Source organism: Nonomuraea fuscirosea, assembly GCF_035917475.1.
GTDB lineage: Bacteria > Actinomycetota > Actinomycetes > Streptosporangiales > Streptosporangiaceae > Nonomuraea > Nonomuraea fuscirosea.
This window is the reverse complement of sequence record NZ_CP109074.1, coordinates 864,575-880,504: the sequence shown is the minus strand read 5'-3', so window position 1 is coordinate 880,504 and position 15,930 is coordinate 864,575. Positions and strand designations below refer to the sequence as shown.

At 72.3% G+C, this 15,930-nt stretch carries 16 protein-coding genes; 7 read left to right on the top strand and 9 right to left on the bottom strand.

Annotation, left to right across the window (positions count from 1 at the left end; genetic code table 11):
• Nucleotides 1-51: 51 nt before the first annotated feature.
• A complete protein-coding gene (locus tag OIE67_RS03960; RefSeq protein ID WP_326636748.1) occupies nt 52-564 on the bottom strand; it encodes a GNAT family N-acetyltransferase in 513 nt (170 codons plus the stop codon).
• 161 nt (nt 565-725) lie between these two features.
• Between OIE67_RS03960 and OIE67_RS03955 the strand changes: the two genes are divergently transcribed.
• Nucleotides 726-1,082, top strand: a complete 357-nt coding sequence (locus OIE67_RS03955; RefSeq protein WP_326636746.1) for a helix-turn-helix domain-containing protein — start codon at nt 726-728, stop codon at nt 1,080-1,082.
• Between the two features lie 28 nt (nt 1,083-1,110).
• On the opposite strand, the gene OIE67_RS03950 is transcribed toward OIE67_RS03955, so the two are convergent.
• From OIE67_RS03950 to OIE67_RS03935, 4 genes are all read right to left on the bottom strand, one after another.
• A complete protein-coding gene (locus OIE67_RS03950) occupies nt 1,111-1,701 on the bottom strand; it encodes a ClpP family protease (RefSeq protein ID WP_106238956.1) in 591 nt (196 codons plus the stop codon).
• Entirely contained in the window at nt 1,698-2,324 is a 627-nt protein-coding gene (locus OIE67_RS03945; RefSeq protein WP_326636743.1) for a ClpP family protease, read from the bottom strand. Before OIE67_RS03945 ends, OIE67_RS03950 begins: the two co-directional genes overlap by 4 nt.
• Nucleotides 2,325-2,420: 96 nt before the next feature.
• On the bottom strand, nt 2,421-3,017 hold the full coding sequence (locus OIE67_RS03940) for a TetR/AcrR family transcriptional regulator (RefSeq protein ID WP_326636741.1): 597 nt from the start codon (nt 3,015-3,017) through the stop codon (nt 2,421-2,423).
• Between the two features lie 79 nt (nt 3,018-3,096).
• A complete protein-coding gene (locus tag OIE67_RS03935; protein WP_326636739.1) occupies nt 3,097-4,017 on the bottom strand; it encodes an endonuclease/exonuclease/phosphatase family protein in 921 nt (306 codons plus the stop codon).
• A 652-nt stretch (nt 4,018-4,669) separates the two neighbouring features.
• Here OIE67_RS03935 and OIE67_RS03930 point away from each other — a divergent pair.
• Complete coding sequence (locus OIE67_RS03930) at nt 4,670-5,767, top strand: hypothetical protein (RefSeq protein ID WP_326636737.1); 1,098 nt, start codon at nt 4,670-4,672, stop codon at nt 5,765-5,767.
• A gap of 28 nt (nt 5,768-5,795) precedes the next feature.
• On the opposite strand, the gene OIE67_RS03925 is transcribed toward OIE67_RS03930, so the two are convergent.
• The gene (locus OIE67_RS03925; RefSeq protein ID WP_326636734.1) at nt 5,796-6,632 is read right to left on the bottom strand and encodes an alpha/beta fold hydrolase; all 837 of its coding nucleotides are present in this window, start codon (nt 6,630-6,632) and stop codon (nt 5,796-5,798) included.
• Between the two features lie 319 nt (nt 6,633-6,951).
• On the opposite strand from OIE67_RS03925, the gene OIE67_RS03920 reads away from it, so the two are divergent.
• Together OIE67_RS03920 and OIE67_RS03915 are read left to right on the top strand one after the other, a co-directional pair.
• Nucleotides 6,952-8,475 carry a serine/threonine-protein kinase gene (locus tag OIE67_RS03920; RefSeq protein ID WP_326636732.1) on the top strand — a complete coding sequence of 508 codons (1,524 nt, stop codon included), beginning with the start codon at nt 6,952-6,954 and terminating at the stop codon, nt 8,473-8,475.
• A 101-nt stretch (nt 8,476-8,576) separates the two neighbouring features.
• Nucleotides 8,577-9,353, top strand: a complete 777-nt coding sequence (locus OIE67_RS03915; protein ID WP_326636730.1) for a phosphotransferase — start codon at nt 8,577-8,579, stop codon at nt 9,351-9,353.
• Nucleotides 9,354-9,378: 25 nt separating this feature from the next.
• On the opposite strand, the gene OIE67_RS03910 is transcribed toward OIE67_RS03915, so the two are convergent.
• Nucleotides 9,379-9,900: a hypothetical protein gene (locus OIE67_RS03910; protein ID WP_326645842.1), complete on the bottom strand. Its 522-nt coding sequence runs from the start codon at nt 9,898-9,900 to the stop codon at nt 9,379-9,381.
• A gap of 82 nt (nt 9,901-9,982) precedes the next feature.
• Here OIE67_RS03910 and OIE67_RS03905 point away from each other — a divergent pair, with 82 nt between their 5' ends.
• A complete protein-coding gene (locus OIE67_RS03905; protein WP_364662970.1) occupies nt 9,983-10,231 on the top strand; it encodes an NUDIX domain-containing protein in 249 nt (82 codons plus the stop codon).
• A gap of 99 nt (nt 10,232-10,330) precedes the next feature.
• On the opposite strand, the gene OIE67_RS03895 is transcribed toward OIE67_RS03905, so the two are convergent.
• Together OIE67_RS03895 and OIE67_RS03890 are read right to left on the bottom strand one after the other, a co-directional pair.
• Nucleotides 10,331-10,714: a hypothetical protein gene (locus tag OIE67_RS03895; RefSeq protein WP_326636726.1), complete on the bottom strand. Its 384-nt coding sequence runs from the start codon at nt 10,712-10,714 to the stop codon at nt 10,331-10,333.
• 68 nt (nt 10,715-10,782) lie between these two features.
• Nucleotides 10,783-11,523 carry an NADPH-dependent F420 reductase gene (locus tag OIE67_RS03890; RefSeq protein ID WP_326636724.1) on the bottom strand — a complete coding sequence of 247 codons (741 nt, stop codon included), beginning with the start codon at nt 11,521-11,523 and terminating at the stop codon, nt 10,783-10,785.
• A gap of 23 nt (nt 11,524-11,546) precedes the next feature.
• Here OIE67_RS03890 and OIE67_RS03885 point away from each other — a divergent pair, with 23 nt between their 5' ends.
• The gene (locus OIE67_RS03885; RefSeq protein ID WP_326636722.1) at nt 11,547-11,897 is read left to right on the top strand and encodes an SbtR family transcriptional regulator; all 351 of its coding nucleotides are present in this window, start codon (nt 11,547-11,549) and stop codon (nt 11,895-11,897) included.
• Between the two features lie 118 nt (nt 11,898-12,015).
• Nucleotides 12,016-15,900: an nSTAND1 domain-containing NTPase gene (locus OIE67_RS03880; protein WP_326636720.1), complete on the top strand. Its 3,885-nt coding sequence runs from the start codon at nt 12,016-12,018 to the stop codon at nt 15,898-15,900.
• Nucleotides 15,901-15,930 lie beyond the last annotated feature (30 nt).

Here is a 15,930-nt window from a genome sequence, read left to right as displayed (position 1 = left end):
CGCAGCCCCGCTGATCGTTGGCTGTCCACCGGCGGAAAAGGGTCTGCCGCGTCAGACGCCGAACGGGGCGGGGTAGACGATGGTGCCGCCGCCCGGCGCCGGCGCCGCCGGGTCCAGGGTGAGTGCCATCATCGCCTCGTCGGGGACCTCGAACGGGGGACGGATGCCGTAGGCGGAGGCGGGGGTGAAGCCGAACCGCGGATAGTACTCGGGGTGGCCGAGCACCAGGACGAGGTTCTCGCCCAGGTCGCGGGCGGCGGAGAGCCCGGCGCGGACAGCCGCCGAGCCGGCGCCCCGCCGCTGGTGGCGGGGCGGCACGGCGCAGGGCGCGAGGGCCAGGGCGGGCGCGTCATCGACGTGGCAGCGGGTGAGCAGGGCGTATCCGGCGGGTCCTTCGGCGTCCGTGGCGACGACGGAGAGAGCCGGGATCCAGGCGGGGTCCTCGCGCAGGGCGTCGACGAGGTCGGCCTCCAGCGCGGTGGGGAACGCCGCCAGCAGGATCTCGCGGATCACCGGGACGTCCTGCTCGGTCTCCGCGCGGGTGCTCCAGACGATCTGCGACATGCCGGAATTCCTTAGCAACGTTGACGTATCCATTTGACCCTAACGCGCGCCGAATAGCTACGCAAACGTAGCCTGGGAAGGGCTCATCAATCAGGCGAGGGACGGTTCCGCTCTACGCGAAGCAGGCAGCACGCGAGCGCATCGGCTGTCTATGGTGAATTATGGCCTCCACCATCCCGCCGCTGCGTCCAGCGTTCGACCGGACCGTCCCCACGCCGTCGCCGGCCCGCGAGCCGCTGTGGCGGCACGCGCTCGGTGAGTGCCTGCGCGGCCTGCGCCACGAGCGGGGCGAGAAGCTGAGCGAGACGGCGAGCCGCGCCGGTGTCTCGCCGCAATACCTCTCCGAGATGGAACGAGGCCTCAAGGAGCCGTCGAGCGAGATGATCGCCGCGGTCGCCGGCGCGCTGGACGTGACCCTGATCGATCTGACCCTCGCCGTCGCCGACAACCTGCGCGCCGCTCAGCCCAGCACGTCGACGGGGGCCACCTGCTCGGCCGCGTACGCGCTGGCGGCGTGACGCGACCGGCCGGGGCGGTCCCACTGGCCTACGCGTGCTCCTCGATGATCTGGTCGAGGAGCCCGTACTCCATCGCCGCGGTCGCGGTGAACACGCGATCGTGGTCGGTGTCGGCGCGCAGGGTCTCGATGCTCTGACCGGTGTGCCGTGACAGGATGCGCTCGATGTCGGCCCGGACACGGACGACCTCGTCGGCCTGCAGGATGAGATCGGGGATCGCGCCACGCCCCTGGGCGGCCGGCTGGTGCAGGATGACCCGGGCGTGCGGAAGGGCGGCCCGCTTCCCCTCCGCGCCCGCGGCGAGCAGCACGGCACCCACCGCGACCGCCTGTCCGACACACGTCGTGGAAACGCGCGGCCGGATATGGCGCATGGTGTCGTAAATGGCGAGCATCGCGCTCGGATCGCCGCCTTCGCAGTTGATGTAAAACTGAATTTCCGCGTCGGGGTTGTCCGACTCCAGGAAAATCAACTGCGCGATGAGCGCGTTCGCGACGCCCGCGTCGATCGCGGTGCCGAGATAGACGATCCGCTCGGTGAGCAGGTGCGAATAAACGTCCATGACGCGCTCGCCGCGCGGATTCTGCGCGATGACGTTAGGGATCGTATAGGTGGTCACTGGCCGACTCCTTCGGTGACGCCGAATCCGGGTCGTGGGCGATGTTGCGGCGCTATTTCGTCGAAGGTCTGCACGATGCCGTCGATGAAGCCGTAGTCGAGCGCCTCCTGCGCGGTGTACCAGCGGTCGTGCAGCGAATCCTCGAAGATGCGCTCGACCGGCTGGCCCGTGTCCTCGGCGATCAGGCCGAGCACGGTGTCACGCGTATGCCGCAGGTCACCGGCCTGCAACTCGATGTCGACCGCGGTGCCGCCGATGCCCGCCGAGCCCTGGTGCATCAGGACGCGCGCGTGCGGCAGGGCGCGGCGCTTCCCTTTCGCCCCCGCGGACAGCAGGAATTGCCCGGCGCTGTAGGCGATTCCCAGAACAAGGGTGGAAACGTCACAGGGAATGAGGCGCATGACGTCGCGGATCGCCAGCATCGAAGGCACGGAACCGCCCGGAGAATGAATCCACAAGGCGATGTCGGCCGACGTGTCATGCGTGGCGAGCGCCATCATCTGCGTGGCCAGCAGAGTGCCGTTGTCGTCGTCGAGCGGGCCGTCGAGAACGAGGACTCGCTGCTCGTAGAGTTCGCGTCGCACCCGTGCGTTGAACAGGGGAAGTTTCGATTCTTCACTCATGCGTCCATCATGTGAGGCGCCGCGGACCGAAGTCGACGCGATCCGCCTGCGGCAGATCTGCTGTGAGCAGATGAGAATCCCGAGACCTGCGGATGATCACGCCCGGTCTTGCGTGAGGAGGGGCATGATGGCCTGGTCGAGGAACTCCTGGATGCGCTCCTCGCCGGGCGGCGTGCCCGTGTGGAGGTAGTGCTGCAGCATCAGGCCGCTCGCCACCTCGATCGGGATGGACGTGACGGCCGCGCCGGAGATCTGCCCCCGCTCGGCGGCCCGTTCCAGCGCCGCCAGGAACTGCCGCCGGCGCGGGCGGACGATCTCGTCCACCACCGCCTCCGCGATCTCGGGATGACGCCGGCGTTCGCCGGCCACCGTCAGCAGCACCTGGCCGGTCAGGCCGTCGAGCGAGGCGGACACGCGGCGCAGCAGCACCAGGAGGTCCTCACGCACGTGACCCGTGTCCGCCGGCTGGTCGAGGATCGGCAGGGCGTGCCTGAGGGCGTCGACGACCAGGTCCTCCTTGGTGCCCCAGTGGCGGTAGACGGAGGTCTTCGCCGCCCCGGCGCGGGCCGCCACGCCCTCGATCGAGACCTCCCCGTAGCCGCGCTCCACGAGTTCGTCCAGCATCGCCTGGCGTACCGCCCGGAGCAGCACTTCCCGGCCGCGCCGTTGAGGACGGGCGGAGGTGTCGGTCACCCCGCCCATGATAGCGACGGCACAGTAGCTAACGGGCTGCTCCCGGCGCGGACGGGGCCGCCCGCGCCGGGCGCCCGCGTCACGTTCCCGGCAGGTAGCCGATCAGTGGCGCGTGGTCGGAGTACCCGTTCGGCGGGCCGCTGTCCGGCTCGTTCGCGGTTCGGTCCATGAGCGACTGGTCGGCGTCGCACCAGGTGTAGCGCCGGCTCGTGCCGGTCTTGGTGGCGAAGATGTGGTCCCGCTTGCGGTAGACGTGCTTCCCGCTGGTCCAGGCGTGGTGGGTGACCTCGTCGCGGGAGTTGCCGAGCGAGTCGCACTCCTCGTACGCGCTGGACAGCGGCTTCAGCTCCGCCGAGCCGGGGAACAGGTTGAAGTCGCCGCCGAGCAACACGTCGAGACCGCCGGCGGAGGCCGCGGCCTTGACGTTCCTGACCTGCTGGGCGCGGCGTGGATCGGCGGGGTCGGCGAGCACGTGGGTGGTGCAGATCCGGGTGCCGGCCCAGGTGTCCGTGCGTACGCACAGCGTCGGCAGGGTCTGCTTGCTCTGCCCGGTGGGGTCCGGCGGCAGCGTCTGCGTGACCGTGGTCCCGGTGATCTCCGCCTTCACCGCGATGCCGAGGCCGAGATCGCCCTCCAGCGAGCCACGGCAGTCGACGCGGCCGTCGGGGCGCGCGCCGTCGGCCCTGGCGAAGGACCAGCCGGGGCCGAGGGCCGCCTTCAACAGTTCCAGATGACTGCCGGGCGCGGCGCCGCACACCTCCTGCAGCAGCAGCACGTTGGCCTGGTGCCGGGACACGAGCCCGGCGAGCTGCTCGACCTTCTTGTCCGGTTCATTGCGGTACGGGCAGTAGCCGGCGTCGCCACGTTGCCCGCCCGCCTCGCCGCAGACGTTCCACGAGATGACACGGAGCTCCGCCGCGGCGGCGGCGGGCAGGGGCAGTAAGGGCACGACCAGCGCCGCGGCGACGGCCGCCCAGAGGGGTTTCGCTCGTTCGAACATGAGACCGCAGCGTAGGGAAGACCGCTTTAACCGCGCTATGGGGCGGGCTGCTGCGCGTTGAGCGGGTCTCGATCTCAGCGGTCTCGGTCGCGTCGAGCGGGGTCTCGTCGCCGATCTCCCGGCTGAGCCCGAGGCGATCACCGGCGGCCTCGATGGCCTGCGCACCCTGGTCGGCCTGCCGATGGGTCTCGGCCAGGTGGTAGAGGACCTCGCCCTCCGCGGTCCTTCTCGATGACGGCCTGATAGCTCGGCGCGATCCCGGCCCATCCGACGCCGCTGTAGAGCAGCCGGCGCAGGCCCGTGACCAGATCGGCGGCGAGGCCGACGGATCCTGGCCGGCGCGCGCCCCGTTCGGCCGCGGCGACCAGGTGGGGGACGTGGCCAGCGGCAGGTGGCCGCAGAGGCGATAGCCTCCGCTGCCGGGCTTGCGGTAGTTGACCCGATTTCAGGGGCCGTGCCGACGTACCTGGCCTTCCAACGACCCGGCCAGGGTAGACAGCCTGTGCGGATCTTGCATAAATCGCGCATACGTTTCGCGGGGCGACCTCGCTTCCCCCTCGGGGAACCGCGCCTGCCGAACCAGCCGCCCCGAACGTTTACCCTTTTTTCGAAGAGATCGTGCCGCACCGCCTGGTCCCGCTTGGATGCGCGTATGAGATCTCTCCGACAGGGCGCCTTACTGGCCGCGGCCACGGTCGTGACGGCCGTGGTCACTCCCGTGACGGCGACGGCCGCGCCGGTCTCGTGCGAGGCGCCGGCGCGCGGCAGCGCCGGTTACAACGACTTCGTGCTCACGTACAAGTCCGAATGCGCCACGAAGAAGAACTACGACCGGACGTTCCAGGACGTCACGGTGTCCACCCTGGTCGACAAGCGCAACAAGCTGTCGGTCACGACGTCCACGGCGCTGGCCGGCTCGATCGCGTCGGTCAAGGTGAACGACAAGGAGTTCATCACCAGCGGCGGCCACGGCGCCGCCTTCCAGTACGCCTTCCACGCCTGGAACCAGGGCGAGTCGCCCAGCGAGTGCTACAACCCCACGCAAGCCGGCGCCAGCAAGGACGACAACCGGATGGCGCCGCCGTACCACGGTCCCAGCACCAGCGCGCTCTACACCATGGCCAAGTCGGGCAGCTCCATCCGCACGGCGGGCAGGCCCGCGTTCTTCATCACCCTCGACGACCCGAAGCCGGGCTGGGGTGACTGCCGCGCCGCCGACCGGCAGCCCAAGCGGGTGCCGTTCACCATGGGCCTGTCGCCGTACTGGCTGCAGACCTCGATCGAGCTCGCCCCCGACCACGACGTGCCCGAGCTGGAGAACGTCTTCCGCACCGCGGCCACGATCACCTCGGAGGACGAACGGCACGACCACTTCGACGGCGTCTTCGTCGCCTACCTGCAGCCGGACTTCACCAAGGTCTTCTCCTACGGCCTCACCACCGGCCGCCTGTCGCCCAAGCCCGCCGACTCCCACACCAGCAAGGACCCCATGGTCCGGTGCACCGCCGACGGCGCCTACTGCCTCGGCATGTACGTCCGGCCCGACGTGCTCGGCAAGGCCTACTACTACACGATGACCCGCCCGCCGATGGACTACAACGCCCACTTCGGCGAGAACACCATCCAGAGCACCGCGCCCAGCGGGGCCATGGACAAGGGCGAGAAGGTCTCCTACGAGACGTACATCGTGGTCGGCGACAAGAGCCGCGTCCAGAGCACCATGACCCAGCTCCACCGCGCCCTGCGCTAGACCCCTTCCAGCCGCCCGTCACCCTCCGTCAGCCGAGCGCGGTGAGGATGCCGGCCAGTTCGCCGGGCATGGAGAGGAACGGCGAGTGGGAGGCGTCGAGCGTGACGACCGAGGTCGGATTGTCGGGAAACGCCGCGTCGGCCTCGGCGATGAACCTCGTCTGCACGTCCGGCAGGAGGGCCAGGTCGCGCGTGCAGACGATGTACGTGCGCCGCACCGATCCCCAGCCGCCGTGCGTCAGGGTGGTGGTGCCCAGCATGATGCCGACCGGGCTGTCGGGCGTCAGCAGGCCGGCGGCGGCCTCGATGAGGGCCGGGTCGACGTCACTGTAGAACGCCTCGCGCAACTGCCGCCGGTAGGCCGGGTCGCCGCTGGCGAAGTCGAGCCGCAGCGCGCCGATCCTGGACGGATCCCCGCGCAACAGCGGCACGACCAGGCTGTCGTCCGCCTCGGGAATCTGCGTGTACGCCACCGCGGGCACGTCCGAGGCCGGCATGTACGCGGTGAGGTACACCGCGTGCGCCACCAGTTCCGGCGTCCGCTGAGCGGTGCGCGTCAGCACCGGGCCGGCCGCACTGTGGGCCACCACCGTCACCGGCTCACCACCGCCGATCCGCCTGAGCTGCGCGGTCAGCGACTCGGCCGCGTCGTCAAGGCTCACGTCCGCCACGGGTGAGACCTCGGTGCCGACCGCCTCCGGGTCGTACGGCTGCTCGGTGAACCATCGGGGACGGCGGGCGTACAAGCCGTGCCCCGCCATGTCCACCGCCACGGCCGGCCGCCCGGCCGCCACGACATGGGGGACGACTTCGCTCCAGCACCAGGAGCCGTGCCAGAAACCGTGGACCAACACCAGCGTGGACATGGATGCTCCCTGAGGTGGCGCCTGTGTCGAGGTTCGGGTGAAGGGTGGCGTCTCGGGGCCGCGTCGGCGCCCGCGTGATCCATACTGCCCACGTCGTACGGGCCTCGGGAACACGCCGAAACCGTCTCTCCACTCTGACCAGGCGCTTTCCCCGGCAAGATCCGCAGGGGGGAAGAGGACGGGTGCGGTGGCCGGGAAATCCGTCCGGCGGCAACCCGGCGGCCGCACGCCATCGCCTCTATAGCCGTCGTTCCCGGCCTTCAGCCTCTTCGCCGGTAGAGGTTGCATGAGCATCCAATGATCGGGTAGGCCGGACGCTATGTCGGTTTCGCGGTGTGAAGGCTGGCTCCTGGCCGGACGCTACCGGCTCCAGGCCGAGTTGGGACGCGGCGGCATGGGCCGGGTCTGGCGCGGCCATGACGAGATACTGGACCGCCCGGTCGCGATCAAGGAGGTCACCCTCGACGAGCGGCCGCAGTCCGAACGCGAGATGCTGCTCAGCCGCACCATGACCGAGGCCCGGCTGGCCGCCCGGCTCTCCCATCCGAACATCGCCACCGTCTACGACGTGGTGGAGGCCGACGAACGGCCGTGGATCGTGCTCCAACTGGTCTCGGCCCCCACCCTGGCCGGTGTGCTGGCCAAGCGCGGGCCGCTGCCGCCCGTCGCGGTCGCCAGGATCGGGCTGCAGGTGCTGGACGCCTTACAGGCCGCGCACGCCGCCGGGGTCGTGCACCGCGACGTCAAACCCGCCAACATCCTGCTGGACGCCGGCGAGAGTCACGCCGTACTCACCGACTTCGGCCTGGCCACCAGCGTGGAGCGGCCGGTGGACCTCACCGGGGTGGGCATCGTGGTCGGCACGCCCGCCTTCATCGCTCCCGAACGCGCCCGCGGCGGCCCGCCCACGCCGCAGACCGACCTGTGGTCGCTGGGCGTGACCTTGTACACGGCGGTGGAGGGACGCTGCCCCTTCGGCCAGGGCGGGGTGCTGGCCACGATCAGCGCCGTACTGACCGCCGAACCGGCTCCGTTCGAGCGCGCGGGACCGCTGGCGCCCCTGCTCGCGAACCTGCTGGTCAAGGACCCGGAGCAGCGCATCGACACCCGTGCGGCCCGACGGCAGCTGGAGCAGATCTGCGCCCCGCCCACCGACCACCTGCCGCAGACCGGGGACGTGGCACCGGCCGCCGCACCTTCAGCCGTACCCACTACCGCTGTGCCCGCCGCCGTTCCCGCTGCCGTGCCTTCGCCTTCAGCCGATGCCGACTCCAGCCCCGCTGTGGTGCCCTTGACCGGGTTCGACTCCACGCCTCCAGCTACGCCCGGCTCCCTGCTCGCCGCCGTACCGGCAGCCGAAGCGCCCGATCCGCCGTCGAAGCGCGAGCGGGAACGACGCGCCCAGGTACGGCACGTGGTCGTGGCGGCCGCGCTGACCGTCGGCGTACTGGCCGCCAGCTTCTGGCCCGAGGCCCCGTCCGATCCGCTCCCAGCCGCACCACAACCCACCGACCGACTCCAGGCCGCGCTCACCACGCCCACCCCCACCCCCTCTCCCACGGCCTCCACCGCCACCACGCCCGCGGCGACACCGACGACGTCGCAACCGTCACGACCGTCGTCCGAGCCCACCACGGTTGCGACGACGACGTCTCGCCCCAGAACATCGCAAGATCAGCAGCCCTCGACCCAGCGCCGCTCGACGACGACGTCCGGGCGCGCGACCTCCTCGGCCGACATCTGGGTGCCGCCGGGCCAGGCCAAGAAGGCGACCACGTCCCGCGACCAGGTCCCACCCGGACACAGCGCCGACCACCCCGGCAAGGGCAGAGGCCGCCGCTGACGGGAGACCGGCACCTCCACCCTTCCTCAGCTCCGACACACAAGACCCGGCCGCCGAAAACCAGGTGCCGCGACCGGCGGCCCAGGCGTACAAACAGTGTCATGGACGAGCAGCCCCTGACGGGCGGCAGGCATGTCGGCGCAGTGCGCATCGGTGAGACCGTCCACCGGACCGCCAACCCGTGGACCCGCAGCGTGCACACCGTGCTGGCGCATCTGGAGAAGATCGGGTTCGAGGGGGCGCCGCGGGTGCTCGGCTTCGACGAGCAGGGGCGCGAGGTGCTGACGTACCTGCACGGCGACACGATCGGCGAGCAGCACCCCTGGCCCGCCTGGCCGTGGACGGACCGCGCGCTCACGCAGGTCGGAGCCTGGCTGAGGCGCCTGCACGACGCGACGGCGTCGTTCGTGCCCGAGCCCGACGCGGTCTGGTTCGTCGCCCGGCCGTGGCAGCCGGGCCTGGTCATCACGCACAACGACGCCTCGCCCTACAACGCGGTGTGGCAGGGCGACGACCTGGTCGGCTTCGTCGACTGGGACACCGCCGGCCCGTTCCCGCGAGAGCGTGACCTGGCGTACTGCGCGTTGACCTGGGTCCCGCTGCACGCCCGGCACGTCGTCACCGCGCAGGGCTTCACCGCCTTCGACGACCGGCACCGACGCCTGCACCTGCTCCTCGACGCCTACGGCTACGAGGGCGACCGTTCGACGTTCGGCCTGGAGGTGGCCGACCGGGCACTCAGAAACGCCGAGGTCATCCGCCGCCTCGCCGCCGGCGGCGAGCCGTCCCACAGAGCACTCCTGCCGTTCGCCGCCAACCTCGAACAGGCCGTGACCGAACTCGAAGCCCTCCCGCCCTCCTTCTGGGTACGCGACTGAGCACCGTCCCCGCAATTCGCCGTACTCAGCCGGGAAGGCAGTCCGTCTCGCCACGGATGACCATGACGTGCTCAGCCGGTGACGACAGCACGATATGTGTCCTGAACTCCTCGCTGGCGAGATCATGCCGGGTACGCTGCGCGGGCGCTCGCAGATCGTATTCGGCGACGAGATCGAGGGCGCCGACCATGACCAGGAGCATCGAGTTCGGATCCCCTGATCCGATGTCGTTCCTGGCGGTGGCCGCGTACGTACGTTTGACGTTCCCACCACCGCACGGAACGTCCTTGCCGCCCGGGTCGGTGACCCTGACGTCCTTGGCCTGAGCTCCCTCCAAGGTTCGGGTGATGTGCTCCTCAAGCGTCGCACCCGCTTCGGCGGCCTTCGGCACTCCGGCCTTATCCGTCCCTGCGCACCCGGTCAGCACGAGTAACGCGATCAGAGGTCCTGCGAGTACGCACCATGCCGGATGCGACATTGATCTTCTCCAGAGATGGGCCGGCATCCGGCCAAGTCTCATGACGTTCGACACGACGCCGCCCGCCATTCAACGAAACCGCTTGCTCCGGTACGTGATCGTGGCCGAACGGAGAGGTTCCTGTCGATCTGACAAAAGTGAGGATGTGTTCATGCCCGACGACCCCTGGCAGCCGCCCCGCATCCTGCTCGCGGTCGACCTGGTGATCCTGACCCTGCGTGCGGCGCGCCTGCACGTGCTGCTCGTGAACCGCGGCATCGACCCGTTCCGGGGCGCTCTCGCCCTTCCGGGCGGATTTCTGGCCGACGAGCACGAGGACATCGAGGCGGCGGCGAGGTGCGAGCCGGCCGAGGAGGCCGGGTTGTCCGGCTGGAGCACGCCGCCGACGGCTACCCCATAGGCCGCACCGGCACCCCGCAGGACGTGGCGGCAGCGGTCGCCTTCCTGGCCTCACCCGCCGCCGTAACAGGCCGGCCAGGGCCGGAGGACGAGGGCGGTGTCACGCGGCGGGGTCGACGACCACCTTGCCCACCACGTGATTCTGCACGGCGGTGTGCGCGGCGGCGGTTTCGGCCAGGGGGAAGCGGACGATCGGCAGGCCGTGCTCCGTGCCCACGCCCATCGCGCCGTCCCGCACCGCCTCCGTGACGTCGTCGGCCGCGGCCGCCATCCGGTCGAGGTCGGTGAAGAGGACGAGCTGGATCGCGGCGTGCCCGACCGCGCCCGCGCCGCCGGTCACCAGCACGATGGTGCTGTCCAGCGCCTTGGGAGCCAGGCGGCGCGGGCCGTTCTCGGCGACGGTGAGCGCCCGGTGCGCGGTGAGCGCGGGCACCCCGAGCGATGCGCCCACCTCGAACGACGCGTTGTCCGGCAGCGGTCGCACCAGGGAGGCGGGCAGGACGGAGGGATCACCGATCTCGCGGTACAGGACGGCTTTCAGGTTCCCCCCTTTCAGGCGTTCTGGCGCCGGGCCGCCGCCAGCGCGGCGCGGAGTTCCCCGGCGGTCACCGTCCCGCCGGGGTCCTCCTCGGTCAGCTCCCGCTGATCCTTGAAGTACAGCTTGACGTACGCCGGAGTGTCCCGCTGGAAGCACCAGCTGTCGGCGAGCGGTCCGGTGTCGAGGGTGTCGTAGCCGAGCAGGTCGATCAGCCGGGTGGCGGCGGCCTTCGCGTCCGGCGTGTCACCGGCGATCGGCAGCACCGAACGGTCGGGCGCGCCGGCCGGGCGGGCCAGCGAGGCCAGGTGTTTCACCCAGATGTTGTTGAACGCCTTGACGACCTCGCTGCCGGTCAGGTGCCGCTGGAGCAGCTCGCTGGTGGTGACCTTCTCGTCGTCCAGCTCCGCGATCGAGCCGTCGCGTTCGGGATAGTAGTTGGTCGCGTCGAGCACGACCTTGCCGGCCAGGGGCGCCACCGGGATCTGGCTTTGATGCTTCAGCGGCACCGCGACCACGACCCAGTCCGCCGCGGCGGCCGCTTCTGAAGGGGTGGCGGCGCGGGCCCGTGATCCGAGCTCCGCGACCAGGCCGGCCAGGGTTTCCGGGCTTCGGGAGTTGCTGAGGACGACGTTCAGACCGGCGTCCACGGCGAGCCTGGCGAGGGCTCCGCCGATCTCGGTGCCGACCCCGGCGCGGCGGGCGATCTCGTGGACCGGCACGGACAGGCCCTCGGTGGCGAACACCTCGGCCGCCACTTCCAGTACTGTCCAGCCGGCTGGTGAAGCTCACCGAGGAAGCCGACGAGATCGCCCGCCGCGAAGCCCCCGGCACCGCCTTCTTCGCCCTCTTCACCGCCCTGGTACGCGAGGGCGCCTCCCACTGCGGGCTGGCCGAACTGGCCGGAACCGACCGGCGCCTGGACGCCCTGGGCGAACGCGCGGGCGCCGACCTGTGCGGCCGGCTGCAGAACCTGCTCGCCGCCGCCCAGCAGGCGGGCGACGTACGGGCCGACGTCGGCTACCTGGACGTCAGGGCGCTGATGTCGGCCTGCATGAGCAGAAGGGAAGACCCGCTGGAGCCGATCCTCGGCGTCGTCATCGACGGACTGCGCGGCGGCACGAGCGGGTGAAGGGGTCACCCCTGCCCGAGGAAGGCCGTACAGGGCAGATGTAACCAATGGTGATCGGACGGCGACATACAGGTGACGCCTGACGACGGCGGGTAGCCGCACGACTGCAGGAGGCTGTGTGTCCCAGTCCGCCGACGCCGCTCCGGACCATCCCGATCTGGGCAGGATCGCCACCCGGCGGGAGTTCGGACGTGAGCTCTCGTCGCTGCGTGAGCGGGCCGGTCTGAGCGTGCGGCAGGTGGCGGCCGAGGCCGGCGCGTACGGCGCGCACAGCACCCTCGGCGACTGGTTCGCGGGCCGCGGACTGCCGTCCACGTCGTCGCGTGACCTGCTGGTACGGGTGCTGGAAGTGTGCGGGGTGAGCGATCCGGCGCACGTCGAGGCGTGGCTGGCCGCCTGGCTGCGGGTACGGCGGGCTCCCGGCCGCCGCGTCGCCGGTCCTGAGCCGTACCGGGGGCTGGCCGCCTACCGGCCGGAGGACGCGGGCTGGTTCTTCGGGCGGCGCGCGCTGACCGGCCGGCTGCTCGAACAGGTGGCCGGGATGAGGGCGGCGGGCGGGGGCGTGCGGCTGGTGACGGGGCCCTCCGGGTCGGGCAAGTCCTCCCTGCTGCGCGCCGGCCTGGTCGCGGCCCTGCGCGACGGCGCCCTGCCCGGTTCCGCGCACTGGCCGGTGGTCGTGATCGTCCCGGGGGCGCGGCCGGTCGATGAGCTGGCCGCACGGCTCGCGCCGCCGGCCGGCGTGCCGGCGGACGAGGTCGCCGCGATCGTCCGCGAGGACCCGGAGGCCGCCGCCGGGTACGCCGCCAGGGCAGGGGCGGGCGACCGGCCGCTGGTGCTGGTGGTGGACCAGTTCGAAGAGGTGTTCACCGAGTGCGCGGACGAGGCGGAGCGGCGCTGTTTCATCGCCGCCGTACGCGCCGCGGCCACGCCACCCGGCGGCGCGCTCGTGCTGCTGGGGCTGCGGGCCGACTTCTACGCGGCGGCGTTGCGGCATCCTGAGCTGGTCGCGCTCGCCCAGGACGGGCAGCTCGCCGTCGGCCCGATGGAGGAGTACGAACTGCGCGAGGCCATCGTGGAGCCGGCCAGGCGGGCCGGCGTCGAGATCGAGGACGGCCTGGTCGAGCTGCTGCTGCGCCAGGTCGCCCCGTCCACGGGCGGCGGGGCGCACGAGGTCGGCGTGCTCCCTCTGCTGTCGCACGCCCTCTACGCCACGTGGGGCCAGGGTCAGGGCCGGAGCCTGACGGTGGCCGCGTACCGCGTGGTGGGCGGCGTCGAGGGCGCGGTGGCGGCCAGCGCCGACGCGGTCCACGACGGGCTGACCGGCCGCCGCCGCGAGCTGGCCCGCCGCCTCTTCCTGCACCTGGTGCACGTCGCGCCCGACGCCGGCGACACCCGGCGCAGGGCCACCCTGACGGAGCTGCTCGACGGCTGCGACGCCGAGGAGGCGGCCGAGATGGAGGAGGTGCTCGACCGGTTCGTCGCCCGGCGGCTCATCACCGCGGACGCGGACACCGTCGAGATCAGCCATGAAGCCCTGCTGCGGGCTTGGCCGCTGCTGCGGTCCTGGGTGGACGCCGACCGGGCCGGGCTGGTCGTCGCGCGCAGGCTCACCGCCGACGCCACGATCTGGGTGCGGCTACGCCGCGACCCCGACGCGCTCTATCGCGGCGGACGCCTGGTCGCGGCGCAGGAGTGGGCCGCCGGGTACGACGGGCGGCTCCCGGCCGACGCGCGGGAGTTCCTGGAGGCGAGCGTCCGCCAGTCCCGGCGGCGGACCCGCCGGTTGCACCGGGCCGTCGCCGCGCTCGCGACCCTCCTGGTGCTGGCCCTGGTCGCCTCCGTCATGGCGGTACGCGCGCAGCGGGCCGCCGCCGGCGCGGAGCGCACCGCCACGTACCAGCGCGACCAGGCACTCTCCCGTAAGACCGCGACGGACGCCGGCGCGCTGCGCGCCACCGATCCGAGCCTGGCCGCGCAGCTCGCCCTGGCCGCCTACCGGCTGTCACCCACCGCCGAGGCCAGGGGCGGCCTGCTCAGCGCGGTGGCCGGAATGCCGGCGACCCTGCTGACCGGCCACGAGAACGCCGTCCACGGGGCCGCGTTCCAGCCCGGCGGGCGGCTGCTGGCCACGGTGAGCACCGATGGGACGACGCGGCTGTGGGACGTACGCCGTCCGCATCGCCCGCAGGCGCTGCCGGTGCTCCGCGGTCACCTCGGCGCGGTGCTGGCGGTGAAGTTCGCCCCCGGCGGACACCTCCTGGCCACGGCCGGCGACGATCGCACGGCCCGGCTGTGGGACGTGGCCGACCCGCGCGCGCCGCGCCCGCTGGCCGTGCTGACCGGCCACACCCAGGGCGTCCGGCACGTGTCGTTCAGCCCGAGCGGCCGCATACTAACGACGGCGGGCCATGACGGCGTCCCCAGGTTGTGGGACGTCGCCGACCCCTCGCACGCGCACCTGGCCGCCGAGCTGCCCGTCGAGCCCGGCACGATGACGACGGCGGTGTTCGCCCCCGGCGCGGATGTCCTGGCCACCGCCGGGCCGGGGAACACCGCGCGGCTGTGGGACGTCGCCGATCCGCGCCGTCCCCGGCGCCTGGCCGACCTCGAAGGCCACACGGCCGCGATCCTGGCCGCGCGGTTCAGCCCGGACGGCCGTACGCTCGCCACCGCCGGCTTCGACAACACGGTCCGGCTCTGGGACGTCGCCCGCCCGCGCGAGCCGAAGCCGATCGTCACCCTCACCGGGCACACCAACGGCGTCGCGGCGCTGGCGTTCAGCCCGGACGGCCGGCGGCTGGCCAGCGGCGGCTACGACATGACCGTACGGCTGTGGGACCTGCTGCGGCCCGCGAGCGTCCCGCTGACGCTGACCGGGCACGCCGACACGGTCCTCGCCGCGGAGTTCCAGCCCGGCGGCGAAACGCTCGCCACCACCTCCAGGGACGGGAAGATCCGGCTGTGGGACCTTGGGGCGCCGCTGATCGGCGGGCAGGACGGCGCCGTCCGCACGGTCGCCGTCAGCCCCGACGGCCGCACCCTGGTCACCGGGGCGGGCCGGACGGCGCGGCTGTGGAGCCTGGTCCCCGGGCGCCCGCCCGCGCCGCAGGCCGTCCTGACCGGTCACACCGACGGCGTCGTCCGGGCGGCGTGGCGGCCGGACGGCAAGGTGCTCGCCACCGCCGGCCTCGACTTCACGGTCCGGCTCTGGCAGGCCGGTGACGGCGGGCGGGCCGGCCCGCTCGCCGTCGTCAAGGCTCACACCGGCCACGTGTACGCGGCCGCCTTCGACCCGTCCGGGCGGACCCTGGTCACCGTGGGCGCCGACCGTACCCTGCGGACGTGGGACGTGACCGATCCGCGCCGCCCGCGGTCACTGGCGACGGTCACCGGGCACGGCGACACGGTCCTGTCGGCGGCCTTCTCCCCTGACGGCCGCACCCTGGCCACCGGCGGCGCCGACCGTACCGTACGGCTGTGGGACGTCACCGACGCCCGCCACCCGGCCGTCACCGCCACGCTGACCGGCCACCGCAACGCCGTCGACGACGTGGCGTTCAGCCCGGACGGCGGCCGGCTGGCCGCGGCGAGCGCCGACGGCGTGATCCTTCTCCACGACCTCGCCGCCCGGCCCGGCGAGCGGCCGCCCGTACCGCTGACCGGCCACACCGGCGCCGTCGCCGCCGTGGCCTTCCACCCCGGCGGCAGACTGCTGGCCTCCGCCGGCTTCGACGGCACCGTGCGCCTGTGGGACCTCACGCGCATCGGCCGGCCGGACGCCATGGTCACGCTGACCGGCCACACCGACCGGGTCTACGCCGCCGCGTTCGGCCCGGACGGCCGCACCCTGGCCACCGGCGGGGTGGACGCGACCGTCCGGCTCTGGGAGACCGACGCCGTCCGTGCCGCGCGGCGGGCATGCGTGCTCGCCCATCCCGTGATCAGCCCGGCGGAATGGGCCCGCCGCATACCCGGCCTCCCCTACCGTCCGCCCTGCCCGTGACCCGGAGCAGCACCGCCAGGGGACGAGCCC

What these genes read in the sequence shown, in the direction of transcription:
- OIE67_RS03960 (WP_326636748.1), bottom strand. Translation starts at nt 564, where the DNA reads ATGTCGCAGATCGTCTGGAGCACCCGCGCGGAGACCGAGCAGGACGTC.
- OIE67_RS03955 (WP_326636746.1), top strand. Translation starts at nt 726, where the DNA reads ATGGCCTCCACCATCCCGCCGCTGCGTCCAGCGTTCGACCGGACCGTC.
- OIE67_RS03945 (WP_326636743.1), bottom strand. Translation starts at nt 2,324, where the DNA reads ATGAGTGAAGAATCGAAACTTCCCCTGTTCAACGCACGGGTGCGACGC.
- OIE67_RS03935 (WP_326636739.1), bottom strand. Translation starts at nt 4,017, where the DNA reads ATGTTCGAACGAGCGAAACCCCTCTGGGCGGCCGTCGCCGCGGCGCTG.
- OIE67_RS03930 (WP_326636737.1), top strand. Translation starts at nt 4,670, where the DNA reads ATGAGATCTCTCCGACAGGGCGCCTTACTGGCCGCGGCCACGGTCGTG.
- OIE67_RS03925 (WP_326636734.1), bottom strand. Translation starts at nt 6,632, where the DNA reads ATGTCCACGCTGGTGTTGGTCCACGGTTTCTGGCACGGCTCCTGGTGC.
- OIE67_RS03920 (WP_326636732.1), top strand. Translation starts at nt 6,952, where the DNA reads ATGTCGGTTTCGCGGTGTGAAGGCTGGCTCCTGGCCGGACGCTACCGG.
- OIE67_RS03915 (WP_326636730.1), top strand. Translation starts at nt 8,577, where the DNA reads ATGGACGAGCAGCCCCTGACGGGCGGCAGGCATGTCGGCGCAGTGCGC.
- OIE67_RS03910 (WP_326645842.1), bottom strand. Translation starts at nt 9,900, where the DNA reads ATGGCGGGCGGCGTCGTGTCGAACGTCATGAGACTTGGCCGGATGCCG.
- OIE67_RS03905 (WP_364662970.1), top strand. Translation starts at nt 9,983, where the DNA reads ATGCCCGACGACCCCTGGCAGCCGCCCCGCATCCTGCTCGCGGTCGAC.